Source organism: Leeuwenhoekiella sp. CH_XMU1409-2, from assembly GCF_037029365.1.
In the GTDB taxonomy this organism is placed as follows: Bacteria; Bacteroidota; Bacteroidia; order Flavobacteriales; family Flavobacteriaceae; genus Leeuwenhoekiella; species Leeuwenhoekiella blandensis.
Genome location: NZ_JAYMEI010000001.1, coordinates 92,708 through 119,333, shown reverse-complemented (window position 1 = coordinate 119,333; position 26,626 = coordinate 92,708). Strand labels below are relative to the sequence as shown.

The following is a 26,626-nucleotide window of genomic DNA, read 5'->3' as shown; positions in this document are numbered from 1 at the left end:
TAAATCCTTTTAGTTAATGAACATTTTTAGAAAAAAACTTGCTCTTGCCGCACTTGTTTTCGGCGGAATTGCAGCAAGTAATGCACAAGAAGTGCAAAGCAATCAATCGCTTTTTAACGAATTCTTAGATCACAACGGAAATGAGTTTCGTACAGCAACCGGAAAACCGGGAGAAGATTACTGGCAAAACGAAACCGATTATAAAATCGAAGCCACTCTTGATGATCAGGCACACACCATCACCGGGAAACTTACGTTAGAATATACCAACAACAGTCCACAAGAGCTTGATTTTATCTGGATGCATTTAGAACAAAATCGCTTTACCGAAGATTCTCGCGGAACATTAACAACGCCCATTAGCGGTAATCGCTACAATGGTGATGTAGACGGCGGTTATACCATCACCAACTTGGAGGCTAAAGTAAAACGTAGTTCTTCATCAAAACATATCATTACAGACACGCGTATGCAGGTCTTTTTTGACGAACCCATTCCTGCAAATGGTGGTGAAGCGACCGTTTCTATGAACTTTACCTATAAAATTCCGGTGAAAGGAATGGACCGTATGGGCCGTCTGGAAACCAAAAACGGAACCATCTATGCCCTGGCACAATGGTTTCCGCGTGCGGCAGTTCTTGACGATATCGAAGGATGGAATATCGAGCCGTATTTAGGTGCCGGCGAATTCTATCTTGATTATGGAGATTATGATTTCAAAATCACTGCACCTTACAATCACGTCGTAGTTGCTTCGGGCGCTTTGCAAAATGAAAGAGATGTGCTTTCAGCAACACTTCGCGATCGTATGGAAAAAGCTAAAAACAGCGACGAGACGGTGATGCTAGTAAAAGCAGACGAACTAGACGATATGTCGTTAAGAGCAAAACAAAGCGGTACACTTACCTGGCATTTTAAAATGGAAAACACCCGTGATGTTGCTTTTGCTTCTTCTAAAGCCTTTATTTGGGATGCAGCAAAAATTGACTTACCTAGCGGAAAGAAAGCCTTAGCACAATCAGTTTACCCTATTGAAAGTGACGGTCAAGGCGCTTGGGCACGTTCTACAGAATACACCAAACATTCGATTGAAAACAACTCGGAGATGTGGTTTGAATATCCTTATCCTGTAGCTGTAAATGTTGCTGCAGACATAGGCGGAATGGAATATCCCGGTCTTAGTTTTTGTAGTTGGAAGTCTACAGGAGCCGGATTATGGGGGGTAACCGATCACGAATTTGGTCACAACTGGTTCCCGATGATCGTTGGTACAAACGAGCGTCGCTATGCTTGGATGGATGAAGGTTTCAATACGTTCATCAACCACTACAGCTCAAACAAATTTAATAACGGGGAATATCCTTCAAACCTTAATCAAACCCGAAATGCGATAGGTTGGTATACAAATCCTAATCGTGAAGGGATCGATACCTATCCTGATGTAACTAACTTAAGAAACTTAGGAATGATCGCTTATGCAAAACCTGCACAAGGATTATTTATGTTGCGTGAATATATCTTAGGCCCGGAGCGCTTTGACAACGCCTTTAAATCTTACATTAAAACTTGGGCATACAAGCATCCACAACCACGTGATTTCTTCAATCATATGGAAAATGTTGCCGGTGAAAACCTGGCTTGGTTCTTTAAAGGATGGTTTTATGGAACCGGTAATATTGATTTAGCTGTAAATAGCGTGCGTCAATATCAAGGTAATTATGTGATTAGCCTTTCAAACAACGGTGATATCCCGATGCCGGTAAAAATGCAAGTTACTTTTGCAGATGATACTACTCAAATGGTAGAACTTCCTGTGGAGATCTGGCAAAGAGGTAATGACTGGAACTATCTTTTAGAAACTGATAAACAAGTCTCTAAAGTAACGCTTGATCCAAACAAGATGTTACCAGATGTCAACTTCTCAAACGACAGCTGGCCGGTAGCACAATACCAAAACTAAGTGTAGCTTTTAAAAGTAAAACCCCGAATGCTGAAGTATTCGGGGTTTTTTATGCGATCTATAGCAGTGTAACATTTTTCGATTTTACATACCTATAGTTTAAATCATCAACATCAATCAAATTATGGAAACTCAAACCAACAACCTCAACACCTACCGCATCCTTTATATCATAAAAGGAATCTTCAACCTTCTGGGTGCTGTTTTCTTTATAGGCTACGGCTTCTTTATGAATTTTATTTTTACTGAAGTCAACCAAAATGCCGAGACGCCTTTTGATATGTCTACCTTTTTCGGGATCATTTGCGGGATAGGCTTCGTCATGAGTTTAATTTTTGGGATTGTAACGCTGCTAGGCGCCAAATACATTGGTGAAGCACGCAATTACACCTTTGTGCTTATCGTTGCTATTCTCAATTGCCTTACCGGTATTTTAGGAATTCTTCTGGGAATCTTTTCAATTATTGAGATCAATAAGCCGCACGTAAAAGCCTTGTTTGACCAGAATAAATAGAATCTAAGCATTAAATCTTGATTATTCAGTAAAAGCTGTTTTCTTAAAGCACTTTAAAGATTTATTTTATCTTTGTTGCTTCAATCACAGGCAATGAGGTCTGCCTCAAACCGCTTCTTAGCAAGCTGATGACTTCTACTTAACCGGCCCGCAAACGCGAGGTCAAAGTAGAATCATTTATATATGGCAGTATGAACTTAGACAAATTCAAGCGCTCGCTCACTTCAATCGAGCAAATTCCTTCTCTGGTTTATCTTTTTAAATGGATTATCATCTGCACCTTGATCGGGGCGATTGCAGGCAGTATTTCGGCATTTTTTCTGCTCAGTTTAGAATGGGCTACCAATTATAGGGAAGCTCATTTATGGATTATTGCGCTACTTCCTATTGGCGGTTTTCTTGTTGGTCTTTCTTATCACCTCTACGGAAACAGCGTCGTAAAAGGAAATAACCTGTTGCTGGAAGAATTTCATACGCCTAAAAAAGTGATTCCATTTAAATTGGCGCCTTTGGTATTGTTTGGTACCATCGCCACGCATCTTTTTGGAGGATCAGCCGGTCGTGAAGGTACGGCAGTACAAATAGGTGGCGCAGTTGCCGATCAATTCACCAAAATTTTTAAACTGAATAATCAAGACCGAAAAATTCTACTCATCGCCGGGATAAGTGCCGGTTTTGCTTCGGTTTTTGGAACACCGCTCGCCGGAGGGATTTTTGCTTTAGAAGTTCTTATTCTCGGAAGAATTCGGCTAGATGCGATCGTACCGAGTTTTCTTGCGGCCGTACTTGCCGATTATTTCTGCCAAGCCTGGAATGTGGGTCACACGCATTATCACATAAATTCAATTGCCGAAATGAACCCGGCCAATCTGTTATGGGCACTTCTCGCCGGAATTATTTTCGGTTTGGTGAGTATGCTGTTCTCAAAAAGCACACATTTTTGGAGTTCGCAATTCAAAAAATACATTAAATATCCGCCGCTACGACCTTTTATTGGAGGTGTTGTGATCGCCATTGCGGTGTACTTGATAGGCACCACAAAATATATAGGTCTTGGAGTTCCCACCATTGTGGATTCGTTTAGCGAAGCGATGAACAAATATGATTTTCTTGTCAAAGTATTATTCACATCATTTACACTGGGAGCCGGATTTAAAGGTGGCGAGGTAACACCCTTGTTCTACATCGGTGCGACTTTAGGAAATGCATTGATCTGGTTTATTCCCTTACCGATGGATCTTCTCGCAGGTATGGGATTTGTTGCTGTTTTTGCAGGCGCGACCAACACACCAATTGCGTGCACCATTATGGGCATCGAACTTTTTGGGATTGAATCTGGCGTATTTATCGCCATTGCGTGTAGCACCGCTTACCTCTTTTCTGGTCATTCAGGAGTTTACGCTGCGCAAATCATCGGAAGCCCTAAAAACACCCATTACAACAACGAAAAAGGCAGTTTGCTTTCTGGAATCAGCGAGAAAAGAACAAACAAAGAGCTTTAATTCCTCTCAAATACTTCAGGTTTTCTTATGTATGCTGCAAAAAGCGTACTCATCAAAATAAGCATTAATACTTCGGCTGGTTTGCCTTTATACAGGTGAATGCCAATAACCGGAAGCATATAAAGCGAAAGCATCGTTACGCCCCACAGCATTGTTTTATGATAATAGAATAAGGCAAGTCCCGTAAGAATAAAAATTCCTGCGGTAAGCATCACCGCACTGCTTTGTACAATTTTCCCTGTTTGATTAGGATCGAGCAATTTGTCAAGCGCCGTTGGAACATAAAAAACAGCGAGCAACACTGAGGGTAAATAGATTAAAATGGAAATTAATATGGGTTTGGCTTTCATCTTGCGCTTTGGTTAGTTTACGAGCTGCTAATACCAGCTCAAAATATATAACGCAAAGTGAATCAACATCGTATAAAATCAAAAAACCCGAAGCAGTTCTGCTTCAGGTTTTCTTTTGTGGAGAAGATGGGATTCGAACCCACGACCTCTTGACTGCCAGTCAAGCACTCTAGCCAACTGAGCTACATCCCCATTTTTTGCGCCAGCGTATATCGTAGAATAAACAACTGAGCTACATCCCCATTTGGAGGGCGTAAATATAACCAAATTCCTTAATAAACATCCCAATTATCATTTTTGCTGCTGATGCTTTTTACATTCAGCGTAAATGCCTCATTTTTGCAAAAAACCTCCCTAAATGATACGACCCGCTACTTCTGCAGATATTGATGAAATCTTGCAAGTGACCGTCGCTTGCGCAAAAGCAATGATCGCAAAAGGTATTTATCAATGGAATGAACACTACCCATCGCGCGCAGCTTTTGAAGAGGATATTAAACGAAACGAACTTTACATCTACAGGCACCAAGAGCGTATTCTGGGTACTATTGTGGTTTCCACGTTGAAAGATGAGATTTATGAAGAAATCACCTGGCTGACGCCTTCTGATGCCCGCTGTATTTACATTCATCGGCTAGCGGTTCATCCTGAAGCGCAAGGTCAGGGAATCGCACAGCAAATGATGCAATTTGCAGAAGATTATGCCCGGGAAAAAGGTTTTGCTTCCGTTAGGCTGGACACCTTCAGTAAAAATGAGAGGAATAATATTTTTTATACTAAACGGGGTTATCAAAAGCTTGAACCGGTCTATTTTCCCAAGCAAAGTGAATTTCCGTTTTACTGCTACGAACTCGTGTTGTAAATACCGGCTTTAGAAATCTTATTTTCGCCATACACTAAAACTCATGACCACAACCAACCCGCTTTCTTTTAAAAATATAAACCGTCTTGCTGTTCCGGCATTATTGGCGGGTATTGCAGAACCTATACTTTCTGCAACAGATGCGGCTGTGGTGGGCAATGTGCCTGATAATGCTACAGAAGTTCTTGCCGCTGTGGGTATTGTGGGTTCGTTTTTGTCTGCGCTTATTTGGATTTTGGGCCAAACGCGTAGCGCATTGCAAGCCATCATCGCGCAGTATTATGGTGCTGATAAAATTGACGAGATCAGCACGCTTCCGGCGCAGGCGATCTATTTCAATATCCTGTTGAGTATTGTGATCTTGGTCACCACGCTTCCCTTTATTGAAGCTATTTTTTCGCTCTATAATGCCTCGGGGCTCATCCTCGACTACTGCGTGCAGTATTATTCCATTCGGGTTTGGGGTTTCCCTCTCACCTTATTCACCTTTGCTGTTTTTGGCATCTTCAGAGGATTACAAAATACCTTTTGGCCAATGGTTGTTGCAATAATTGGTGCCGGTGTGAATATTCTGCTCGATTTTATTTTAGTCTATGGAATCGAGGGCTACATTCCCGCAATGCAGATTGAAGGTGCTGCGTATGCCAGTCTAGGTGCGCAAGCGTTAATGGCAGTTTTATCACTGATTCTTGTGCTTATCAAAACCGATGTAAGCCTAAAACTCCTCTTCCCAATTCATCCCGAACTATGGAGGCTCGTGGGTATGGCGCTCAACCTTTTTGTACGTACCATCGCTTTAAATCTCGCCTTATATCTTGCCAATTCGTTTGCTACAGATTATGGCGCTTCCTACATTGCGGCACAAACTATTTTGATCAACATCTGGTTATTTTCGGCATTTTTCATTGATGGATATGCCGCTGCCGGAAACATTCTCGCAGGCCGTTTTCTCGGTGCTAAAGATTACACAAGTCTTTGGGAGTTGAGTAAAAAGCTGAGCAAGTACAGCCTGATCATTGCCGGCGGATTGATGCTTATCTCTGCCATTTTATATGAACCTATCGGATTAATTTTCAGTAAAGAACCCGAAGTGATCGCACGATTTACAGCGCTGTTTTTCGTGGTAATTCTCATGCAACCGTTAAACGCCCTCGCCTTTATTTTTGACGGAATTTTTAAAGGAATGGGCGAAATGAAATACCTGCGCAACGTACTGATGGCCGCCACATTTCTAGGTTTTGTTCCCGCGATTTTTATTGGGGATTATTTTGGACTGAAACTCTACGCGGTCTGGATCGCTTTTTCCGTTTGGATGATGGTACGAAGTGGCGCACTTATTCTCAAGTTCAGAAAACGCTTTAAACCAAAAGTAGACTAAAAAAGCTACCTCGTCTTTAACCAGCCCGTAATGCTCAAACGCTCTGAAGCCAATACCGGTTTTACCTCGTGCTCCAGAATTTGACTTTCAAAAATCACCACGCGACCGGGTTTAGGAATGATATCAAGCGCACGCTCTCCTTCTCCTTCGGGCAGATAAATCGTGAGTTCGCCACCATTGCTTGCCACCCAACTGTCGTCGTTTAAATAGCAAACCATCGAGAGTTTACGGCGATCGTCATTTTGAAAGGTATCCAGATGCCTTTTATAAAACGTGCCTTTTGGGTAAATCGCATAGTGAAATTCCTTCTGAAGAATTCCCAGAAAACATGTACGGTTTAGATAGGCAACAAGGTCATTTATTTTAGCAAAAAATAAGTGCTCTTGCGGTCTTCCTTCAGCTTCATTGATCCATTTAATAAAGTCTCCTCGAATGGTCTTATCGATCTCTTCATTAAACTTGTTGCCAATAGCTGCCTTTTTAAAACGATCTGCCTCGTAAACTTCCTTCAGCGATTGTCTTAATTCTTCAATTTCTTCCGAAGAAAAAAAGTCATCTACAATGGCATAATTGCAAGCAAGTAAATCTGTAATAACCTGCTCATAGGTAGGGTTTTCAACAAAATCTACCTGCTCAAAAAGCTGTGTATTCATAGGCGATAAAATCCTCAAAAATAGGATCAAAAATTGCGCACAAATAACGCACAAAAAACATTGCGAAATTCGCAATTTTTAAGCCCTTGATTATTTTCTAGGTGCGCCGCTTAGACTTTGTTACTTTTGCCTAATTAATCATATCATTTATGGATATTTTACAGTTTTTAAGCGGGACCGGTATTTACCTCATTTTTGCGATTGCACTTATCGTGGTGGTTTTGGTTAGAAAATTTAAAAAATAGTTATGAGCAACATTCGCATCACCAAACAGTTCTCTTTTGAAACCGGTCACGCACTTTATGGCTACGATGGCAAGTGTCGCAATGTGCACGGCCACAGTTATAAACTTTCGGTAACGGTGATCGGGACGCCTATTTCAGATAGCAACAATGTGAAGTTTGGGATGGTTATCGATTTTGGTGATCTTAAAAGAATAGTGAAAAGCGAGATCGTAGATGTATTTGACCACGCGACAGTTTTTAATAAAAATACGCCGCACGTTGAGCTGGCCAAAGAACTTTCAGACCGTGGGCATAATGTGTTGTTGGTAGATTATCAACCTACCAGCGAGATGATGGTGATTGATTTTGCTGAAAAAATAAAGAAACACCTTCCGGAAAATATCAATCTTTTTTCGCTGAAATTGCAGGAAACCGATACCAGTTTTGCTGAATGGTATGCCGCTGATAATGCGTAATCTTCAAGTATGAATCAAGCCATAACAGCAATACATATCCCTGAAGGAAAAAAGGTGTATTTCTCTAGTGATAATCACTTGGGCGCACCTACTGCTGAAGCGAGCAAACCCCGCGAGAAAAAGTTTATCGCTTGGTTGAGCGCGATCGAAGCAGATGCTGCAGCGATTTTTTTATTGGGTGATCTGTTTGACTTTTGGTTTGAATATAAAACCGTTGTTCCTAAAGGCTTTGTACGCGTTTTAGGTAAACTGGCGCAACTGCGCGATAAGGGCATCCCGATCTACTTTTTTGTAGGAAATCACGATTTGTGGATGAAGGATTACTTTAAAACCGAACTCGACATTCCTGTTTATCACGAGCCGCGCATTTTTGACTTGAACAACAAACGCTTTTTTATAGGCCACGGCGACGGTCTGGGCCCTGGAGACAAAGGCTACAAACGCATGAAAAAAGTGTTTACTTCGCCGTTTTTTCAGTGGTTGTTCCGTTGGGTGCATCCTGATATTGGAGTGCGAGTAGCACAGCATCTTTCCGTAAAAAATAAGTTGATAAGTGGTGAAGACGATCAAAATTTCCTTGGAGAAGAAAATGAATGGTTGGCTACATACGCCAAGCGGAAATTAGAAACCGCACACTACGATTACTTCATTTTTGGTCACCGGCATTTACCGATGACGATCGAAGTTGGCAAATCTTCCACGTATTACAATCTAGGCGATTGGATCACACATTACACTTATGGTGTTTTTGACGGAACATCTTTTGAATTGAAAGAATACAGCTTTTAGTTTAATGCGGTTTGCATAAACTGTTGCGTTTCCATTCTTAAAATCGTCTGATCTAAAAGATCCTGAATAGCATAAACCTCATCCCGACTTACCGCCAGATCAACATCTGGAGAAGGCGTTTTAAGCAATAACGACCGGCATTCCCGTGGTGCAGGGCAATCTTTGCAAGTGCTTTGTGCTAGCGTATCCTGAGTTAAATGCGCAAACGCTTTGAGTTGATCGAGCGTAAAATAAAATCCCATATCCCTAAAAACAACCTGCGCTTTAATACTGCTGTGTTTTGAAGTTTTCCAGTAAAACGAAATGCCACTATCGTTGCGGTAAATAATATCAATATGCTTCATAACCTAAGGTTTGAAACAAATATACAGAAGTTATTTAGAACAAATCTAAATAGAATATTAATTATTCCTGAATGTCCCGCAGTTTCAACTGAATGCTTTTAGTACCATTCCATTCATTAATATCTAAGGAATATGCGGCTTTAAAAGGTTTTTTATGCTGAATTAAATCACATTTGGAACCCAGCCCAAAACCAATGGCTCCAATAGTCTGACTTCCATTTTGGGTGACGCTGCATTTTAAATGGGTTTCATCTGCACCTACACATTTACCGTAACCGGTATCAGTGAGATTTTTACTCATAAACACGGGAGTCATATTTCCAGGGCCATACGGCGCAAATTGCCGAAGAATACGGTAAAATTTTGGAGTGATATCATCAAGTTCAAGTTCGGCATCTATGGTGATCTCAGGAATAAGCAAGCGCTCGTCAATAGAACTGCTTACCACTTCTTCAAATTTTTGTTTAAAACCTTCATATTGATGTTCTCCAAGGGTGAGACCCGCAGCATATTTGTGCCCACCAAACTGTTCTATATGTTCGCTACACTGCTCTAAAGCATCATACACATCAAAACCTTTTACAGAACGTGCGCTCGCGGCTAACTTTTCGCCACTTTTAGTAAATACTAAAGTTGGTCGATAATAGGTTTCGGTTAATCTTGAAGCCACAATACCAATCACACCTTTGTGCCAATTTTCCTGAAAAACCACGGTGGTTTTTCGGTTTTCTTCTTTATTCGTTTCTATTTGCAATAAGGCTTCCTGCGTGATTACCTTATCAAGATCTTTCCGCTCTGCGTTAAAACCTTCGATCCCTGAAGCCATTTCCTGCGCACGCTCATAATCTTGTTCGGTAAGTAATTCTACGGCGTGTAGACCGTGTTTGATTCTTCCCGCCGCGTTAATGCGTGGTGCGATGATAAAGACCACATCGGTGATCGTGAGTTCGTCTTTGTTCACATTTTCGATCAAAGCTTGAATTCCGGTTCGAGGCAGGGTATTGATCACATCAAGACCGTAAAATGCCAGCACTCGGTTTTCACCGGTAATGGGCACAATATCAGCACCAATCGCAGTTGCCACAAGATCCAGATAGGGCACCAGGGTTTTTACCGGTAAGCCCTTCTCCTGCTCCATTGCTTGAATCAATTTAAAACCAACGCCACAACCGCATAGCTCTTTATACGGATAATCGCAATCCTCCCGTTTTGGGTCTAAAACCGCAACTGCCTCCGGAATTTCTGCACCGGGACGGTGGTGATCACAAATTATAAAATCGATCCCGAGCTTCTTAGCATAGGCAACTTTTTCAATTGCTTTTACCCCGCAATCCAGCGCAACGATGAGCGTGATGTCATTGTCGTGCGCATAATCTATACCTGTATAAGAAACACCATAACCTTCGGCATAACGATCGGGAATATAGGTCGCCACTTGCGGATGTAAACTCTTGAGATAACTGCTCATCAACGCAACACTAGTTGTCCCGTCAACGTCATAATCTCCGTAAACCAAAATATTTTCGTTTTGAGCTATTGCCGAATTTATACGGGCAACCGCCTTATCCATATCTTTCATCAAGAACGGATCGTGCAAGTCTTCTAACGAGGGTCTAAAAAAAGCTTTGGCTTTATCATAAGTATCTACTCCGCGCTGTATTAGAAGCTGCGCGATTTTCTCAGGTATGGCCAGCTGCTTAGCAAAAGCGTTGATTTTCTCAGTTTCAGGAATAGGTTTGAGTGTCCATCGCATTGCTGCAATAAATTTTAAGTGGGATTCGTATTGACGTTGGTCTCAACCAACAGCTATTTGATTACAAATTTACTTTTATAATCCAAGCATCTTCAAAATCATTCAATTTTCTAAACTCAACCAATCGCTCGTACAGCGCATCAGGGTTGGTGCTGTAATCAATATAAATGTAATGATAGTTGTTTTCTGGATTAACAAACCGAACCGGTGAAAGACCTCTTAATTTCATTTTCTCTTGCCAGCGTAGTGCATTTTTACGCTGCGCAAAAACATGATTTACGATGTAATAACCGCGCTCCATTCCCGGTACCGCCATGGGCTTTGTTGCCAGCATATCTTGTAAAGCCTGAGGCCGATCTACCGGAATTTCTTGAGAACCTTCAACAGTCTTTAGGGTCTCTCCATCCTTTCCTAATACTGCCACATCTTCTTTTTCTGCTTCAGTAGTAGCGCGATTTTTCACCCCTTCTTGAGTTGTAAGTGTTGCTTTATTCGGAATACGGTCTGGCTTACCTTCAACGATCACACGCTGATAGAAATCCGTGCTTATTTCAGTTTGAAAAGCATTAAAGAATACAAACAATCGGTCTGATTCTGTTTTAAACTGAAGCTTCATACGCGTCGCATCGTTAGCGATCAATGCATTGTTTTCGTTAGGAATATCAACTTTAGCCAAGTCAAATCCTAGCGTGTTTGAGTTTTCCGGAATGCGATCAATATACTTTTTATCACCTATGGTTATACTGCTGTTGAAAAAATTATTGGCATAACGTACGCGACTCTTAAGCGGAACAAACTCATCTTCTTTCTCGCTGTACACCCCAACTTGGTCACCAACCAAAATCAAATCGCCTTCTAGCGCTGCCAAGGTAATCGAGGTATTTACCGAACCATTTTCTACCACTCTAAAATTATTGAAATCTAACTCTTGTGAGTTGTTAGGATTTATAAAACTGAAGCCGTGATAGCCGGCAAAATATTGTAAAGGTGCTTCAGGATCTTCAAAAACCAGATAAAGCATCCACCCGGCAGAACTCCCACCGTACATATAACCTTCTAGTGCCGTAACATTCGCCAGCGTATAGGTACCCGATCTTGCGTTTTCTGTTTGTAACAAGGTGGTGATATCACTATAGCAAACGTAGGGAGCAGCATTTTTTAGCTCGGTGATTTGATCCTGCATACCGTCATAGAGCACTTCGCCCATAACCGAATGATACGCGTCACTTCCCGGCAGCTGTAGCTGTACCTGATCAAAAGGAATACTCCGCTTTTTCTTGATCACATAGTCAATTCTGTTTTTGCGTGTTTTCTGTTTACCGCGCTCCCCGGGATAGGTAGCTGCCCAATATAAACCCGCATATTTAATACGTGCGTGTTCCGGTAATTCTAATGTAGCACTGCTCGAACTATATGTTTCCTTGTTGTTATCTACATCTATATAAACCATCTCTGTACGATCATTAAGACCTTTAGAACGTCTATAAACGCGCGTGGGATGATCGCTTAAAATGGTGTTGCCTATGACACGCGTGTCACCATTAAGATAAAACTCATTTACCTTTTTAAAGGGCAAACCTTGTCCCAGACAAGAACTTGAAAAAACCAGAAAAACAATAAGTAATTTATAGTACATAGCAGTATTGTTAGATTTGGGAGCGTACAAGTTACAAATTAGCCTCATTTTATTTCTAATTGATTTTGTGTAATTTACATTCCTTATTCACAATCATGAAGCGCATTAAATTTTATAAAACCTTTTCTACAAGCAATCTGCTTATTTTAGGAGTAATTCTTCTGACGATGGGCTTTTCTAGTTATAAAATTCTTTTTTCAGAAACTGAAAATGTAAGCACCTACGTCATTATTAATAGTCTATTTAGTGTACTGCTTATTATCTATAGTTACCGCAAACAAAAAGCACATTGGGTTCAATATGACCAAAAACGCATTAATCTAAAACTCGCCGGGGTTCAACAAATCATTAAAAGAAAAGCGATCTCAAAAATTAAAGTAAACGGAAAGTCCATTGAAATTCTATTCAAAGCAAGTCCTGGATTAGTGCTGGACCTCGAGTCTTACGCCACTGAAGATGTGCTTCTTTTTGAGAATATTTTAAAAAACAACAATTAATGAGCGCTAAAAACATCACTTTTATCAATCAAAATGAACCTTGGCGACTAGCCGTTGCTGCTGTAGGCTTTGTTCTGTTTTTAGTAGGAATGCTTTCTTTAAAAGAAACTGTATTTGGGACCTTGATTCAACCTCTGGGTATGCTGCTTTTGTTTGTCCCGCATTTTATTCCTTTTAAGCTGAAGAACTATGTGCGATATACCAAGCATATGATTTCTTTTAAACTAGAAAAAGGTGGAAGTTATACTTATAGGTTTTCTCAAATAAAATATGTGGAAGCTTATGAGGATCGCCTCATCATTTTCAAATCAAAAAAAGAAGTCTGAACAAGTGATCATTGAAGGCTATGCTAAAGCCGACATCAACCGACTTCTAGACTTGTTGCAGCCTGAAACTAAACAAGTCGCAGAAACTGCCTAGCTTTTAGGCTTTCCTCCTACGATAATCACAATTTCTCCCTTAGGCGCTTTGGCCTCAAAATGTTTTAAAACCTCGGCTGCGGTACCACGTACCGTCTCTTCATGTAGTTTTGAGATCTCTCTGGAAACCGAAATGCTTCGGTCTTCACCAAAGAATTCTACCATGTTTTTTAAGGTCTTCACCAGCTTATGCGGACTTTCATAAAAGATCATCGTGCGCTCTTCTTCCGCCAGAAGTAAAAAGCGGGTTTGTCTTCCTTTTTTCACCGGAAGAAATCCTTCAAAAACAAATTTATCATTAGGTAGCCCGCTGTTAACCAAAGCCGGGACAAAAGCTGTGGCGCCCGGCAGACAGTCAACCTCCAAGCCTGCTTCTACACAAGCACGCGTTAATAAAAATCCGGGATCTGAAATAGCCGGAGTTCCTGCGTCACTTATCAATGCAAGCGTTTGACCGTTTTTAATGCGGTCTACAAGACCTTCAACCGTTTTATGCTCGTTGTGCATATGATGCGAATGCATCTGTGTTGTGATCTCAAAATGTTTGAGAAGCTTCCCACTGGTGCGGGTATCTTCGGCAAGAATAAGATCTGCTTCTTGCAGTACTTTTACCGCTCTAAAGGTCATATCCTCCAGATTGCCAATAGGCGTGGGAACAAGGTAAAGTTTACCCATTTTTAATCAAATTTACGAGCGATAAGCTCTTTGAAGCGCGTCTCATACATCTCTTTACCTTCCCAATTGTTATAGTCTGGTTTTACCATTTGGTCGATAAGGTTAAATGCTTCTTCTTCAGAATTTGCGGTGTTGAGTTGAGAAAGCACCCGGTTATAATCGGTATCGCTGCCGTTAAAAAGATGCTTTATAAACGCAATACGATCATTAAGTCCAAAGGAAAGTCCGCGAGAGATACGGTCATTCAAGCGTTTTGGCTTGCTCTCCTGTGGTTTTTCATCCTCTTCAAACTCGGCTATACGACCATATTCGCCTATCTCGTCTTTATCATTTTTCACCGCATCAGGTTGCTGTGTGATTTGCTGAAACATCGCTTCAATAGCGTCAGCTTCCGGCGGCATTTGTGCAACGATATCCTTGATCTTTTCCATCACCGGTTCATGCAAAGAAGCCTGATTGATCTTGGGTTCTTTTTGCTCTTTCGGTTTGGGATTTTCTGCTTTAGGCTTTGGTTCTTCGGGAGTTCTTAAACGCTCAAAAAGTTCTTCGTTGGCCGCCGCTATACGAGCGATGCGTTCCAATTCGGTTTCCTCTTTTTGGGGTGCTTCAGTGGGAGTTTCTTCAACCTGTTCTTGTTGAATTTCTTGAATACTTTCTGCAATCACTTCAGTATTTTCATCTTCTAAAGCTTTTATAATTTCGGCTTTATCTGTTGCAGGTTGCCCCGCGTCAAAACTAGCCTCTATATAAGCAAGAACAGATAGTGCTTCATAAATCTTCTGAGCTTCATTTTTTAGGGTCTCGTAGTCACTCTCTGAGTCAAGTTTTAAAATCTTGTGCGCCAGGCTCACCAAGTCAGATTTTAATTTCTTCTTCATAAGTTTTTTGTTTGCTCTGTTTATTTGCTGGGGTTTTTAATAAATTTGCTAAGCCCTCAAAGAATAGCACCTTTGCCCTTTAAGAGGTTGAAAAGTACGAAATGTTTCTCGAAAATACCGTTAATCATAAAGAGCAATTTGGATGGATAGAAGTCATATGTGGCTCTATGTTCTCGGGTAAAACCGAAGAATTAATTCGCCGATTAAAGCGTGCCAAGTTTGCCAAACAAAAGGTTGAAATCTTTAAACCTGCTATAGATACCCGCTATGATGATGAGCTGGTCATCTCTCATGATGCTAACGAAATAAGATCTACTCCGGTACCTGCTGCGGCTAATATTCCTATTCTTGCAGACGGTTGTGATGTGATAGGTATTGACGAAGCCCAGTTTTTTGATGAAGAAATCGTGAAGGTGTGTAATGATCTTGCCAACCGCGGAATCAGAGTCATTGTTGCCGGTCTGGATATGGACTTTAAAGGAAACCCTTTTGGCCCTATGCCTGCGCTTATGGCTACCGCAGAGTATGTTACCAAAGTACACGCCGTGTGTACCCGTACGGGAAATCTGGCGCAATTCAGCTATAGAAAAGCAACCAGCGATGATCTTGTATTGCTGGGAGAAACTGAAGAATATGAACCCTTAAGCCGTAGTGCTTATTATAAAGCAATGTTACGGGAACGTCTTAAAACCATTGAGGTTAAAGACCCCGAAGAACTTAAAAACCCTAAAACAAAAGAATAAATGTCGCACACTGTTCTAGAACTAGACCTAAATGCCTTAAGCCATAACTATGACTATCTTCGGTCTAAATTAGAACCAGACGTAAAAATGCTGGGCGTTGTAAAAGCATACGCCTACGGAAGCGCGTCTGTTGCTGTGGCAAAAAAACTAGAAGAAAAAGGTATCGATTACTTAGCGGTTGCTTATACCGCAGAAGGCGTTGCACTACGCGAAGCAGGAATAAAAACACCTATTTTGGTGCTGCACCCGCAAATCGAAAACTTTGACCAAATTATAAAACATCAGCTTGAGCCGAGTATTTATAGTTTTAGAGTACTGAAAGCTTTTACCGAAATTGCTGAAGCACAAGGATTAAAGGCTTATCCTATTCATATAAAATTCAACACCGGCCTAAACCGTCTAGGGTTTAAAGACGTGAATGAAAAAGATATTCTTGAACAACTTCACGCCACCGAAGCGTTGAAGGTAAAGTCGCTTTTCTCTCATCTCGCAGCCAGTGAAGATCCAAACGAACGTACTTTTACTTTGCAGCAGATTGAAACTTTTGAAAACAATGCCAAGCATATGATCGCAGGTTTAGGATATACTCCCATGCTACATCAAAGCAATACTTCGGCAATAATTAATTACCCACAGGCGCAGTTTGATATGGTGCGCTCCGGAATCGGACTTTACGGCTATGGTAATACACAGGAGGAAGATCTAAAATTAAAACCGGTTGCAACCCTAAAAACCGTGATCTCTCAAATTCACGATATCGCAATTGGTGAAACCGTAGGATACAATCGTGCACATACAGCTGCAAAATTAGGCCGAAGCGCCACGTTGCCCATTGGCCACGCCGATGGAATTTCACGTGCTTACGGTAAAGGGCGCGGCTATGTGATGATCAATGGTAAAAAGGCCCCGATCATAGGTAATGTGTGTATGGATATGATTATGGTTGATGTGACCAAAATTGATTGTGAAGAAGGAGACGAGGTGGTCATTTTTGGAAAAGGGGCATCAGCAGTGGCGCTCTCTGCCCGCATTAAAAGTATTCCGTATGAGTTAATTACAGCAGTTTCTCAACGTATAGAACGAAAAATTATAGAATAACTAACGTTTTCTACTTTTCGACTTTTTAATATTTATCTATCTTAGAACCTTAATTAACTAAAAACCGACTCAAAAATGGCATTTTTTAAAGATTTTAAAGCCTTCTTAATGAAGGGAGACATTGTTGCTCTGGCAACAGCTGTAATCATTGGTGGAGCGTTTAACAAGATCGTTGGCTCTCTTGTAAAAGACGTGATTATGCCGGTTATTGGCGTTTTAATGGGAGGCAAGAATGTCAATAATTTGTTCTTTTCTCTGGATGGCGGCGAGTATGATACAGTTGAAGCTGCTGTAGAAGCCGGTGGAGCAATTATGACCTACGGTAACTTTCTACAAGCGGTTATTGATTTTATCATCATTGGCTTTGTGATTTACTGGTTGTTGAAAGGTTATGAGAAAACCAAGAAAAAAGAAGAGCCTAAACCAGCTGCTCCTAAAGGACCTACTCAAGAAGAATTACTTATCGAAATTCGCGACGAATTGAGAAAGAAATAAAAGCTTGTGTGCCTCACGGCACAAACCGCTGCACTGCAGATTAATTTTAATTAAACCCTCGAAGAAATTCGGGGGTTCTTTTTTGTTATATAAATAACATAATGTTTTTAAAACATACAAAATGTCACTTTTTAAACAAATGTGTATATTTTTAATAAGATAGTCTGCTTTTTTACAAAGTGTTGCTACTTTTGGCGTCCGCAAAGAGATAAGCTGCGGGACTGGCTGTTTTTCAGCACTAATAAACCATTTAAATTATCTCTCATATAGAGATTGACATACGCTAAAGATTAAAATTATGAAAGTAGCTGTTGTAGGTGCTACCGGGATGGTAGGCCACGTAATGTTGCAAGTATTGGCAGAACGCAACTTCCCCATAACCGAATTAATACCTGTTGCAAGCGCACGCTCGGTAGGTAAAACGGTTACCTATAAAGACAAAGAATACACCATTAGTTCTATGGAAGATGCGATCGCAGCACGTCCTGATATCGCGATTTTTTCTGCAGGTGGTGGCACTTCGTTAGAGTTTGCTCCTAAGTTTGCCGAAGTTGGTACTACCGTGGTAGACAACTCTTCTGCGTGGAGAATGGATCCTGAAAAAAAACTTATTGTTCCTGAGATCAATGCTTCAGAACTAGAAGATTCAGATAAAATTATCGCTAACCCTAACTGTTCTACCATTCAGATGGTTTTGGCTTTGGCACCTTTACATAAGAAATACAAGATCAAGCGTCTTGTGATCTCTACCTATCAGTCGATTACAGGAACCGGAGTTAAAGCGGTTCAACAGTTAGAAAATGAATACAAAGGAGAGCAAGGTGATATGGCTTACGCATATCCTATTCACCGCAATGCAATCCCTGCTTGTGATGTATTTACCGAAAATGGGTATACCAAAGAAGAAATGAAACTCGTTAACGAGACTCAGAAAATCTTAGGTGATAACACGATTGCAGTTACCGCTACAGCGGTACGCATCCCGGTTGTGGGTGGCCATTCTGAAGCGATCAACGTACAGTTTGAAAATGATTTTGACCTGGCGGAAGTTCGCCAACTGCTTCAAGCGCAAGATGGCGTTACCGTTCAAGATAATCCGGATACCAATACTTACCCAATGCCTATTTACGCTGAAGGTAAAAACGATGTGTTTGTAGGTCGTATTCGTCGTGATTATTCTCAAGAAAACACGCTAAATATGTGGGTCGTTGCAGATAACCTGAGAAAAGGTGCAGCAACCAACGCGGTTCAAATCGCTGAATATCTAGCAGCTAAAGAATTGGTTTAGTTTAAAAGAACCTAATAATTTCACAAACCTCTGAGACCTGCCGTTTCGGAGGTTTTTTTTATTGGCACCGCCAAAGGGTTTAATACTCCGATGCTTGCCTCGAAATTGAAAATTCGTTCCCAAGCAATGCCTCTTAGGCTTGCCCTGAGGAAGTTTACTGACTATATTTGAAAGAATTCAATTTTGCTTCAAATGAAAAAATTAGCGTATGTGGGCGCACTTACGATTCTCTTCAGCGCCTGTGAAACCAATGAAAAAAAATCCCCTGAAATGGCAGTGACTTATCCTGAAACGAAAAAGGTAGATACCGTTGACACCTATTTTGGCACCGAAGTTCCCGACCCGTATCGCTGGCTTGAAGACGATCGCAGTGCCGAGACTGAGGCTTGGGTAAAAGCAGAAAATAAAGCCACTTTTGGCTATTTAGATAAGATTCCGTTTAAAGATGAAATCAAGCAAAAGCTTGAGAAAATCTGGAACTACGAGAAAATTGGCGCTCCTTTTAAAGAAGGTGATTACACCTATTTTTACAAAAATGACGGACTGCAAAATCAATATGTGATCTACCGTTATAAAACCGGTGAAGATCCTTCTACTGCAGAAGTATTTTTAGACCCTAACACCTTTGCCGAAGACGGTACGGTTTCACTAGGCGGACTTAGTTTTTCAGATAATGGAAAACTTGCTGCGTATAGTATTTCTGAAGGTGGAAGCGACTGGAGGAAGGTTTTGGTTATGGATGCTGAAACCAAAGAGATCACCGAAGATACTTTGGTCGATATCAAATTTAGCGGAATCTCTTGGCGCGAGAACGACGGGTTTTACTACTCGAGTTATGACAAGCCAGACGGCAGCGAACTTTCAGCAAAAACAGATCAGCATAAAGTGTATTACCACAAGCTGAATACGGCTCAAAAAGAAGACGAACTGATCTTTGGCGGTACGCCTGAGCAAAAGCATCGCTACATTGGTGCCGGGACTACAGAAGACAATAAATACTTGATCTTGAGCGCTAGTAATGCAACGTCGGGAAACAAGCTTTATATCAAAGATCTGAGCAAGCCAAATGCCGATTTTGTTGCGATTGTTGATACGGAAGAAACCAATACTTCTGTGATCGAAAATGTAGGTTCTAAACTTTACATTGTGACCGACAAAGATGCGCCCAACCGTAAGATTGTTACCGTGGATGCTGCTAATCCAACTCCAGAAAACTGGGAAGATTTTATCCCGGAGACCGAAAATGTGCTTTCGCCCTCTACCGGTGGTGGTTACTTTTTTGCAGAGTATATGGTTGATGCGGTTTCGCAAGTAAAACAATACGATTACGAGGGTAAGCTCGTACGTGAAGTTGAACTTCCCGGTATCGGAAGCGCCGGCGGTTTTGGTGCTAAAAAAGAAGATAAAGAACTTTATTACAGTTTTACCAACTATACCTCTCCAGGAAGTATTTACAAATACGACATCGAGTCTGGAACTTCTGAATTGTTCCGTAAACCGGCGATCAATTTTGATCCTGAAAATTACGAGAGCAAGCAAGTAATTTATACCTCAAAAGACGGTACAAAAGTTCCTATGATCATCACCTTTAAAAAAGGTTTAGAACTTAACGGTAAGAACCCAACCATTCTTTATGGTTATGGTGGTTTTAATATTTCGCTTACGCCTTCGTTCAGCATCACAAATGCGATATGGATGGAAATGGGCGGTGTGTATGCCGTGCCTAACCTGCGTGGTGGTGGAGAATATGGTAAAGAATGGCACGACGCCGGTACCAAAATGCAAAAGCAAAATGTCTTTGATGACTTTATCGCTGCCGCAGAATACCTCATTTCAGAAAACTATACCTCAAGCGATTATTTGGCAGTTCGCGGGGGTTCTAACGGTGGTTTGCTCGTGGGTGCAACGATGACGCAAAGACCCGATTTGATGAAGGTAGCGCTTCCTGCAGTGGGCGTGATGGATATGCTGCGTTATCATACATTCACCGCCGGAGCTGGCTGGGCATACGACTATGGAACTTCAGAAGACAGCAAAGAAATGTTTGAGTACATTAAAGGTTATTCTCCTGTTCATAATGTAAAAGCCGGAACAAAATATCCTGCGACTTTAGTAACGACAGGAGATCACGATGATCGCGTGGTTCCTGCGCACAGTTTTAAATTTGCAGCAGAATTGCAAGAGAAACAAGCCGGTGACGCACCTGTTTTGATACGTATTGAGACCGATGCCGGCCACGGTGCCGGAACTCCGGTAAGTAAGCAAATTGAGCAAACAGCAGATATTTTTGCCTTTACGCTTTACAATATGGGCTTTGACGTGCTTCCTGAAAAAACTAAATCAGAAATCAAAGGCTAACTGCGGAGCCTTTTGTAACCACTTAAATTAAGACCTCAAAGGCTTTGATAACTTTTGAGGTCTTTTTATATTCTATTATGCTAAAAGTAGACATAACTGACTTCGGCTATACCGAAGAAACCGTTTTAAAAAACCTTGACTTCACGGTAGAAAAAGGAAAGCACATTTCTATTTTAGGGGAAAGCGGCTGCGGAAAAAGCACTTTACTCAAAATCATCTATGGCTTGCTTCACGTTGAAAACGGAACTATTTCTTGGAACGACAACGAACTTTTAGGCCCTAATTTTAACTTGGTTCCGGGAGAGCCTTTTATCAAATATCTCGCTCAGGATTTTGACTTGATGCCGTATATCTCAGTGGCAGATAATATTGGGAAACACCTGTCGCGTCGTTTTATGCAGCAGCGAGAAGAACGCATCAACGAACTTCTTGAAGTGGTTGATATGACCGCTTTTGCCGATGTACACGTAAAACTTTTGAGTGGCGGACAAAAACAGCGCGTTGCACTCGCGCGTGCTATTGCCAAAGAACCAGAACTGCTTTTACTGGACGAACCCTTTAGCCATATTGACAACTTTAGACGGAATGCCTTACGCCGAAATCTCTACGCGTATCTAAAAAAAGAAAACATTACCTGCATTACTGCTACGCACGACAGCGAAGAAGCACTTTCATTTTCAGACGAAATTAAGATGATGCGTGAAGGCCAATTTATACAAACCGCAACTCCGGAAGCTTTGTTTGAAAACCCAAAGAATGCTTATGTCGCTTCGTTTTTTGGTGATGTAAATACGCTGGAACTTGATGGTGAAAAACGCTTGATTATGCCGCATCAGTTGCAGGTGTCTCAGGAAGAAACCCATAAAAAAGCCAGTGTTTTAAAAAGCTATTTTAAAGGAAGTCATTACCTCGTGGAAGCTGAAACTCAAGGGCAAAAGATCTACTTTAATACTGCTGAGGCTTTAGAAAAAGATACTGCTGTTTATTTAAAACTGAAGCTCTAATCTAGTGCTCTACTTCACGGCGATGCCAATAAATTAGCCAACTCCTTCCCTATCTGGCTGCCAATAGCTACGCCCATTCCTCCAAGTCGAACACCGCAAAAAACATGTTCAGAAAGCGGTTTTAGGATTGGTTTCTTTTGAGCTCCTACACCCAGAATTCCACTACAGCGATAATCGATTTCAACTCTAGTTTGCGGTAGAATTATTTGACTGAGTGTTTGTTCTAAATGCGCTTGAATAATTGCTGACGTGCCGAGCGCATCGGTTTGTTCACCGGTTAAATCCAGATTGCGGCCGCCTCCTAAAAGGATTCGGTTATCGATATTTCTGAAATAGGTATAGCCCTTATCCAAGTGAAATGTACCTTTGATTTTTAAATCGGGGATAGGTTTGGTCACCAATACTTGATTGCGCGCAGGCTGTACTTGAGTAATTCCCAAATGTGCTGCAAAACCATTGGTTGCTATAAACAGCTTTTTTGTTTTGAATGAGATGGAATTTGCTCGGACTTCTACGCTGTTCGATAGCGTTTCAAAACCGGTAACCGTCCAATTATTTAAGATCAGAATATTTTGCCGAAGTGCTTTTTGAAGCAGACCTTGCATCATTTTCCCTGTGTCTATCGCACCTTCTTCAGCATTAAATAGCAATCTTTCTTGAACATTCTTAAACTGAAATCTGTTCGCAACACTACTGAAAATAGGCTTTTTAAAAACCGGTGCAAGCAATTCATTTAGATATTCGATCTGATTAAAACAGTTTTCATAAAGCCCAAGGTTTGTATTTAGGAATAGTTCGTAGCCGCCACACTTCTGAAAATCGATAGCGCGATCGCCAAGGGTTTCTCTCAAAAGCTTCAGCCCCTCTACGCGCATTTTAACCAGTTTTAGAACTTCGTCTTCGCTATGACGTTCTAAATCTGACAAAAGCTCAGAAACGCTCCCGAAACAAGCGAAACCAGCATTCTTTGTACTCGCTCCCTGCGGAAGACTTCCGCGTTCAAGAATTAGAATTTTTGCCTCGGGAAAGCGTTTACGCAGCTGCAATGCACAATTGAGTCCGGTAATGCCACTTCCCACAATGGTAAAGTCGACGTCTGCTAGCCAGGATTTGTATTCCCAATACGAGAGATTAGAATAGGGTTCTTGCATAACAGCTTAAAGATAGCAGAATTTTGCATTAGGGATTGAAGGATTTGTTTGAGCTCTTCTGCCCTTTTTGGCAAAAAGCGATTCCTTATTAAAGCCTGACCTAAGCGTTAGCGCAGGTAATGCCCAAAAGAAACTTCTTTAAGGTATAAAACCCTTTGTCGCTAGCCATAAAAAAACCCCGAACAAACGTTCAGGGTTGATATCTATTGAAAGATAGACTTTATTCTTCGACTGGTGGATTCATTTTAAAATCATCCATAAAAGCAGTGGTGTAGTTTCCTGAAATGTATGCAGGATCGTCCATCAACTGTCTGTGGAATGGGATCGTTGTTTTGATTCCTTCAATAACAAACTCATCTAAAGCACGCTTCATTTTATTGATCGCCTCTTCACGGGTTTGAGCCGTAGTGATCAATTTAGCGATCATAGAATCGTAGTTAGGAACGATGGAATACCCACTGTAAACGTGCGTATCGATACGAACCCCGTGACCGCCCGGCGCGTGTAAGTTGGTGATCTTACCCGGTGAAGGTCTAAAATTGTTATAAGGATCTTCCGCGTTGATACGGCACTCGATAGAATGCAATTGTGGATAGTAGTTTTTACCAGAAATTGCAACTCCAGCAGCAACCAGAATTTGCTCGCGAATCAAGTCATAATCTACTACTTGCTCGGTAATAGGGTGCTCCACCTGAATACGCGTATTCATTTCCATAAAGTAGAAATTGCGATGCTTATCTACCAAAAATTCTACAGTACCGGCTCCTTCATATTTAATAAATTCTGCGGCACGAACGGCTGCAGCTCCCATTTTCTCACGAAGTTCATCGGTCATAAATGGTGAAGGTGTTTCTTCGGTAAGTTTTTGGTGACGACGCTGAACGGAACAATCACGCTCAGAAAGGTGACAGGCTTTACCGTTGCTGTCTCCAACAACCTGAATCTCGATATGGCGTGGCTCTTCAATAAGCTTTTCCATATACATTCCGTCATTTCCGAAAGATGCAGCAGCTTCTTGACGCGCAGAATCCCAAGCTTTACGCAAGTCTTCTTTTTTCCAAACCGCACGCATACCTTTACCACCACCACCGGCAGTAGCTTTAAGCATTACAGGATATCCTGTCTCTTCTGCGATGCGCTCACAAGATTCAAAATCTTCAATAATCCCGTCACTTCCGGGAACACAAGGAACTCCGGCTGCTTTCATTGTAGCTTTTGCGGTTGCCTTGTCTCCCATCTTTGAAATCATATCAGGAGATGCCCCGATGAATTTTACATCGTGCTCTTGACAAATTTTTGAAAAACGAGCATTTTCAGAAAGAAATCCGTAACCCGGGTGAATAGCGTCTGCGTTAGTAATTTCGGCAGCAGCCATAATATTTGCTATTTTCAAATACGATTCACTACTTGGAGCCGGCCCAATACAAACCGCTTCATCTGCAAAACGTACGTGCAAACTTTCGGCATCTGCAGTAGAATAAACCGCTACAGTTTTGATGCCCATTTCTTTACAGGTTCGTATTACACGTAGTGCAATCTCCCCTCTGTTTGCTATAAGTATCTTTTTAAACATATCTGTTGTCTTTATAGTTTAAGCCATAAGGCTTTAATCTATAGTATCTGATCTTTTAAACGCCGAGTTTCAGCGTATGCTTACCAAAAGTGGAAACTTTAGATCAAATAAATAATTATGCAGGGTCTACCAAGAATAATGGTTGGTCAAATTCAACCGGAGAAGAATCATCAACAAGAACTTTAACGATCTTACCGCTAACTTCACTTTCGATCTCGTTGAATAATTTCATGGCTTCAATAACGCAAAGTACGTCACCTTCTTTGATACTTGCTCCAACTTCAACAAAAGTTGGTTTATCTGGTGCCGGTTTGCGGTAGAATGTACCAATGATTGGTGACTTTACTGTAATGTATTTGTCACTATCATCTGCCTTTGGCCTTTCAGCTTCTGGAGCTGCAGGGGCTGGTGCCGGAGCTGCAGGTTGTGCTGCAGGAGCTGCTTGCTGTGGCATTGCAGAACCCATCATAGGTACTTGCTGAAGGATTGTGGTCTCACCTTTACTGTCTTCACCAGTTCTAATGGTGATTTTCACATCGTCCATCTCAAGTTTAACCTCGCTTGCGCCAGATTTAGCAACAAACTTGATAAGATTCTGAATTTCTTTTAAATCCATAATTAATAACGTTAGTTAGATTAAAAATTAAGCATTGTAGGCCCACTTCAAATAAATGGAACCCCAAGTAAAACCGCCTCCAAAAGCGGCAAATATTAAATTATCCCCTTTTTTAAACTGCTTTTCAAAATCATTTAAAAGCAAGGGAAGTGTCGCAGATGTTGTGTTTCCGTAGCGTGCTATATTCATAAGCACTTTGCTATCATCAAGCCCCATGCGTCGCGCAGTTGCATCAATGATGCGTTTATTTGCTTGGTGTGCTACAAGCCAACTAACGTCATCATGACTTAGGTTATTGCGCTGCATAATACGCTCGCTTACATCTGCCATATTTGAGACTGCAAATTTAAAAACTGTTTTGCCGTCCTGATAAACATAGTGTTTTTTATTTGCTACGGTTTCCTCTGATGCCGGCATTAAAGAACCTCCCGCTTCAATACGCAAGAAATCTCTTCCTATACCATCAGAGCGTAAGAATTCGTCTTGAAGTCCAAGACCTTCTTCATTAGGTTCAAAAAGTACAGCGCCACCACCATCACCAAAGATGATGCAGGTAGTACGATCTGTATAATCTATAATAGAAGACATTTTATCTGCTCCTATTAAAAGTACTTTTTTATATTTTCCTGAAGCTACATATGCCGAAGCTGTAGACATTCCATATAAAAAGCTGGAACACGCAGCTTGTAAATCGTAAGAAAATGCATTTGTTGCACCTATTTGCGTTGCTACATAAGCAGCGGTAGATGCCACGGGTAAGTCGGGAGTTGCGGTAGCCATAATGACCATATCAATTTCTGATGGGTCGACACCGCTTTTATTGATCAGGTCTTCGGCAGCTTTAATACCTAAAAAAGAAGTTCCTTTATCGGGATCTTTTAGGATTCTGCGCTCTTTAATTCCTGTTCTGGTTGTGATCCATTCATCATTGGTCTCAACCATGGTTTCCAAAATTTCATTGGTAAGCACATATTCTGGCACATAAGCGCCAACAGCAGTTATGGCTGCAGTGATTTTACTCATATAAATCTGGTTTCTACGAAAAAACAAGGTTTTTCGCTTAAAAAATGGGAGGAAAAGTACTAAAAATAGAACAATTAAAGCCTACAATTAACGTTTTTTGCTCCTTCTAAAAAATAAAAAAAACTCCCACTTTGATGGGAGTTTAATCTTTTTATAAGTCTTTGTTAAGCAACTTCTTCGCCAGCTGTTGCATCAATTACAACCTGCCCTCTGTAATAAAGTTTGCCTTCGTGCCAGTGCGCACGGTGATAAAGGTGAGCTTCACCAGTAGTGGCGTCTACACCAATTTTAGGCATTGCAGCTTTGTAATGTGTTCTTCTCTTATCTCTTCTTGTTTTCGAGATTTTTCTCTTAGGATGTGCCATTA

The 26,626-nt window shown here is 41.2% G+C and carries 27 protein-coding genes, 1 tRNA gene and 1 riboswitch; of the genes, 15 read left to right on the top strand and 13 right to left on the bottom strand.

Annotated features, from left to right (window positions below; all coding sequences use genetic code 11):
* Nucleotides 1-16: 16 nt before the first annotated feature.
* From WA338_RS00455 to WA338_RS00445, 3 genes are all read left to right on the top strand, one after another.
* On the top strand, nucleotides 17-1,960 hold the full coding sequence (locus tag WA338_RS00455; RefSeq protein ID WP_272987226.1) for a M1 family metallopeptidase: 1,944 nt from the start codon (nucleotides 17-19) through the stop codon (nucleotides 1,958-1,960).
* Between the two features lie 124 nt (nucleotides 1,961-2,084).
* Nucleotides 2,085-2,474, top strand: coding sequence for a hypothetical protein (locus WA338_RS00450; protein WP_009778399.1), 390 nt, complete (start codon nucleotides 2,085-2,087; stop codon nucleotides 2,472-2,474).
* A gap of 80 nt (nucleotides 2,475-2,554) precedes the next feature.
* Nucleotides 2,555-2,619, top strand: a riboswitch (Fluoride riboswitch).
* 46 nt (nucleotides 2,620-2,665) lie between these two features.
* Entirely contained in the window at nucleotides 2,666-3,976 is a 1,311-nt protein-coding gene (locus WA338_RS00445; protein ID WP_272987227.1) for a voltage-gated chloride channel family protein, read from the top strand.
* Here the strand turns inward: WA338_RS00445 and WA338_RS00440 are convergent.
* Entirely contained in the window at nucleotides 3,973-4,326 is a 354-nt protein-coding gene (locus WA338_RS00440; protein WP_272987228.1) for a hypothetical protein, read from the bottom strand. The two genes, WA338_RS00445 and WA338_RS00440, sit on opposite strands and share 4 nt — an antisense overlap.
* A gap of 118 nt (nucleotides 4,327-4,444) precedes the next feature.
* Nucleotides 4,445-4,518 (bottom strand) — tRNA-Ala (locus WA338_RS00435).
* 166 nt (nucleotides 4,519-4,684) lie between these two features.
* Here WA338_RS00435 and WA338_RS00430 point away from each other — a divergent pair.
* Nucleotides 4,685-5,188 carry a GNAT family N-acetyltransferase gene (locus WA338_RS00430; RefSeq protein WP_272987229.1) on the top strand — a complete coding sequence of 168 codons (504 nt, stop codon included), beginning with the start codon at nucleotides 4,685-4,687 and terminating at the stop codon, nucleotides 5,186-5,188.
* A gap of 43 nt (nucleotides 5,189-5,231) precedes the next feature.
* Complete coding sequence (locus WA338_RS00425) at nucleotides 5,232-6,566, top strand: MATE family efflux transporter (protein WP_009782075.1); 1,335 nt, start codon at nucleotides 5,232-5,234, stop codon at nucleotides 6,564-6,566.
* A 5-nt stretch (nucleotides 6,567-6,571) separates the two neighbouring features.
* Here WA338_RS00425 and WA338_RS00420 read toward each other — a convergent pair whose 3' ends face one another.
* A complete protein-coding gene (locus WA338_RS00420; RefSeq protein ID WP_040533064.1) occupies nucleotides 6,572-7,219 on the bottom strand; it encodes a 2OG-Fe(II) oxygenase in 648 nt (215 codons plus the stop codon).
* A gap of 247 nt (nucleotides 7,220-7,466) precedes the next feature.
* On the opposite strand from WA338_RS00420, the gene WA338_RS00415 reads away from it, so the two are divergent.
* A complete protein-coding gene (locus WA338_RS00415; RefSeq protein ID WP_009782072.1) occupies nucleotides 7,467-7,919 on the top strand; it encodes a 6-pyruvoyl trahydropterin synthase family protein in 453 nt (150 codons plus the stop codon).
* A 9-nt stretch (nucleotides 7,920-7,928) separates the two neighbouring features.
* Nucleotides 7,929-8,708 (top strand): UDP-2,3-diacylglucosamine diphosphatase, encoded by a 780-nt coding sequence (locus WA338_RS00410; protein ID WP_009782071.1) that lies wholly within the window; start codon nucleotides 7,929-7,931, stop codon nucleotides 8,706-8,708.
* On the opposite strand, the gene WA338_RS00405 is transcribed toward WA338_RS00410, so the two are convergent.
* The 3 genes from WA338_RS00405 to WA338_RS00395 form a co-directional block, all read right to left on the bottom strand.
* Nucleotides 8,705-9,052, bottom strand: coding sequence for a hypothetical protein (locus WA338_RS00405; protein WP_009782070.1), 348 nt, complete (start codon nucleotides 9,050-9,052; stop codon nucleotides 8,705-8,707). The two genes, WA338_RS00410 and WA338_RS00405, sit on opposite strands and share 4 nt — an antisense overlap.
* Nucleotides 9,053-9,113: 61 nt before the next feature.
* Nucleotides 9,114-10,805, bottom strand: coding sequence for a single-stranded-DNA-specific exonuclease RecJ (gene recJ / locus WA338_RS00400; RefSeq protein ID WP_272987230.1), 1,692 nt, complete (start codon nucleotides 10,803-10,805; stop codon nucleotides 9,114-9,116).
* A 61-nt stretch (nucleotides 10,806-10,866) separates the two neighbouring features.
* Nucleotides 10,867-12,441 (bottom strand): hypothetical protein, encoded by a 1,575-nt coding sequence (locus WA338_RS00395; RefSeq protein ID WP_272987231.1) that lies wholly within the window; start codon nucleotides 12,439-12,441, stop codon nucleotides 10,867-10,869.
* A 95-nt stretch (nucleotides 12,442-12,536) separates the two neighbouring features.
* Here WA338_RS00395 and WA338_RS00390 point away from each other — a divergent pair, with 95 nt between their 5' ends.
* Together WA338_RS00390 and WA338_RS00385 are read left to right on the top strand one after the other, a co-directional pair.
* Entirely contained in the window at nucleotides 12,537-12,938 is a 402-nt protein-coding gene (locus WA338_RS00390; protein ID WP_009782067.1) for a hypothetical protein, read from the top strand.
* Entirely contained in the window at nucleotides 12,938-13,264 is a 327-nt protein-coding gene (locus WA338_RS00385) for a hypothetical protein (protein ID WP_009782066.1), read from the top strand. Before WA338_RS00390 ends, WA338_RS00385 begins: the two co-directional genes overlap by 1 nt.
* Nucleotides 13,265-13,354: 90 nt before the next feature.
* Here WA338_RS00385 and rsmI read toward each other — a convergent pair whose 3' ends face one another.
* On the bottom strand, nucleotides 13,355-14,032 hold the full coding sequence (gene rsmI / locus WA338_RS00380; protein WP_009782064.1) for a 16S rRNA (cytidine(1402)-2'-O)-methyltransferase: 678 nt from the start codon (nucleotides 14,030-14,032) through the stop codon (nucleotides 13,355-13,357).
* A gap of 2 nt (nucleotides 14,033-14,034) precedes the next feature.
* Nucleotides 14,035-14,910, bottom strand: a complete 876-nt coding sequence (locus WA338_RS00375) for a hypothetical protein (RefSeq protein ID WP_009782063.1) — start codon at nucleotides 14,908-14,910, stop codon at nucleotides 14,035-14,037.
* Between the two features lie 101 nt (nucleotides 14,911-15,011).
* Between WA338_RS00375 and WA338_RS00370 the strand changes: the two genes are divergently transcribed.
* From WA338_RS00370 to WA338_RS00345, 6 genes are all read left to right on the top strand, one after another.
* The gene (locus tag WA338_RS00370; RefSeq protein WP_009782062.1) at nucleotides 15,012-15,653 is read left to right on the top strand and encodes a thymidine kinase; all 642 of its coding nucleotides are present in this window, start codon (nucleotides 15,012-15,014) and stop codon (nucleotides 15,651-15,653) included.
* A complete protein-coding gene (gene alr / locus WA338_RS00365) occupies nucleotides 15,654-16,751 on the top strand; it encodes an alanine racemase (RefSeq protein ID WP_272987232.1) in 1,098 nt (365 codons plus the stop codon).
* A gap of 75 nt (nucleotides 16,752-16,826) precedes the next feature.
* Nucleotides 16,827-17,246 (top strand): large conductance mechanosensitive channel protein MscL, encoded by a 420-nt coding sequence (mscL, locus tag WA338_RS00360; RefSeq protein ID WP_272987233.1) that lies wholly within the window; start codon nucleotides 16,827-16,829, stop codon nucleotides 17,244-17,246.
* Between the two features lie 298 nt (nucleotides 17,247-17,544).
* The gene (locus WA338_RS00355; protein ID WP_272987235.1) at nucleotides 17,545-18,534 is read left to right on the top strand and encodes an aspartate-semialdehyde dehydrogenase; all 990 of its coding nucleotides are present in this window, start codon (nucleotides 17,545-17,547) and stop codon (nucleotides 18,532-18,534) included.
* A 192-nt stretch (nucleotides 18,535-18,726) separates the two neighbouring features.
* Nucleotides 18,727-20,892 carry a prolyl oligopeptidase family serine peptidase gene (locus WA338_RS00350; RefSeq protein WP_272987236.1) on the top strand — a complete coding sequence of 722 codons (2,166 nt, stop codon included), beginning with the start codon at nucleotides 18,727-18,729 and terminating at the stop codon, nucleotides 20,890-20,892.
* A 77-nt stretch (nucleotides 20,893-20,969) separates the two neighbouring features.
* Nucleotides 20,970-21,896, top strand: coding sequence for an ABC transporter ATP-binding protein (locus WA338_RS00345; RefSeq protein WP_272987238.1), 927 nt, complete (start codon nucleotides 20,970-20,972; stop codon nucleotides 21,894-21,896).
* 14 nt (nucleotides 21,897-21,910) lie between these two features.
* Here WA338_RS00345 and WA338_RS00340 read toward each other — a convergent pair whose 3' ends face one another.
* From WA338_RS00340 to rpmF, 5 genes are all read right to left on the bottom strand, one after another.
* The gene (locus WA338_RS00340; RefSeq protein WP_272987240.1) at nucleotides 21,911-23,047 is read right to left on the bottom strand and encodes an NAD(P)/FAD-dependent oxidoreductase; all 1,137 of its coding nucleotides are present in this window, start codon (nucleotides 23,045-23,047) and stop codon (nucleotides 21,911-21,913) included.
* A gap of 220 nt (nucleotides 23,048-23,267) precedes the next feature.
* The gene (accC, locus tag WA338_RS00335; protein ID WP_167598439.1) at nucleotides 23,268-24,620 is read right to left on the bottom strand and encodes an acetyl-CoA carboxylase biotin carboxylase subunit; all 1,353 of its coding nucleotides are present in this window, start codon (nucleotides 24,618-24,620) and stop codon (nucleotides 23,268-23,270) included.
* Nucleotides 24,621-24,735: 115 nt separating this feature from the next.
* A complete protein-coding gene (accB, locus tag WA338_RS00330; RefSeq protein ID WP_009782054.1) occupies nucleotides 24,736-25,236 on the bottom strand; it encodes an acetyl-CoA carboxylase biotin carboxyl carrier protein in 501 nt (166 codons plus the stop codon).
* Nucleotides 25,237-25,263: 27 nt separating this feature from the next.
* A complete protein-coding gene (locus WA338_RS00325) occupies nucleotides 25,264-26,259 on the bottom strand; it encodes a beta-ketoacyl-ACP synthase III (protein WP_009782053.1) in 996 nt (331 codons plus the stop codon).
* A gap of 164 nt (nucleotides 26,260-26,423) precedes the next feature.
* The gene (gene rpmF / locus WA338_RS00320) at nucleotides 26,424-26,624 is read right to left on the bottom strand and encodes a 50S ribosomal protein L32 (protein WP_040533061.1); all 201 of its coding nucleotides are present in this window, start codon (nucleotides 26,622-26,624) and stop codon (nucleotides 26,424-26,426) included.
* Nucleotides 26,625-26,626 lie beyond the last annotated feature (2 nt).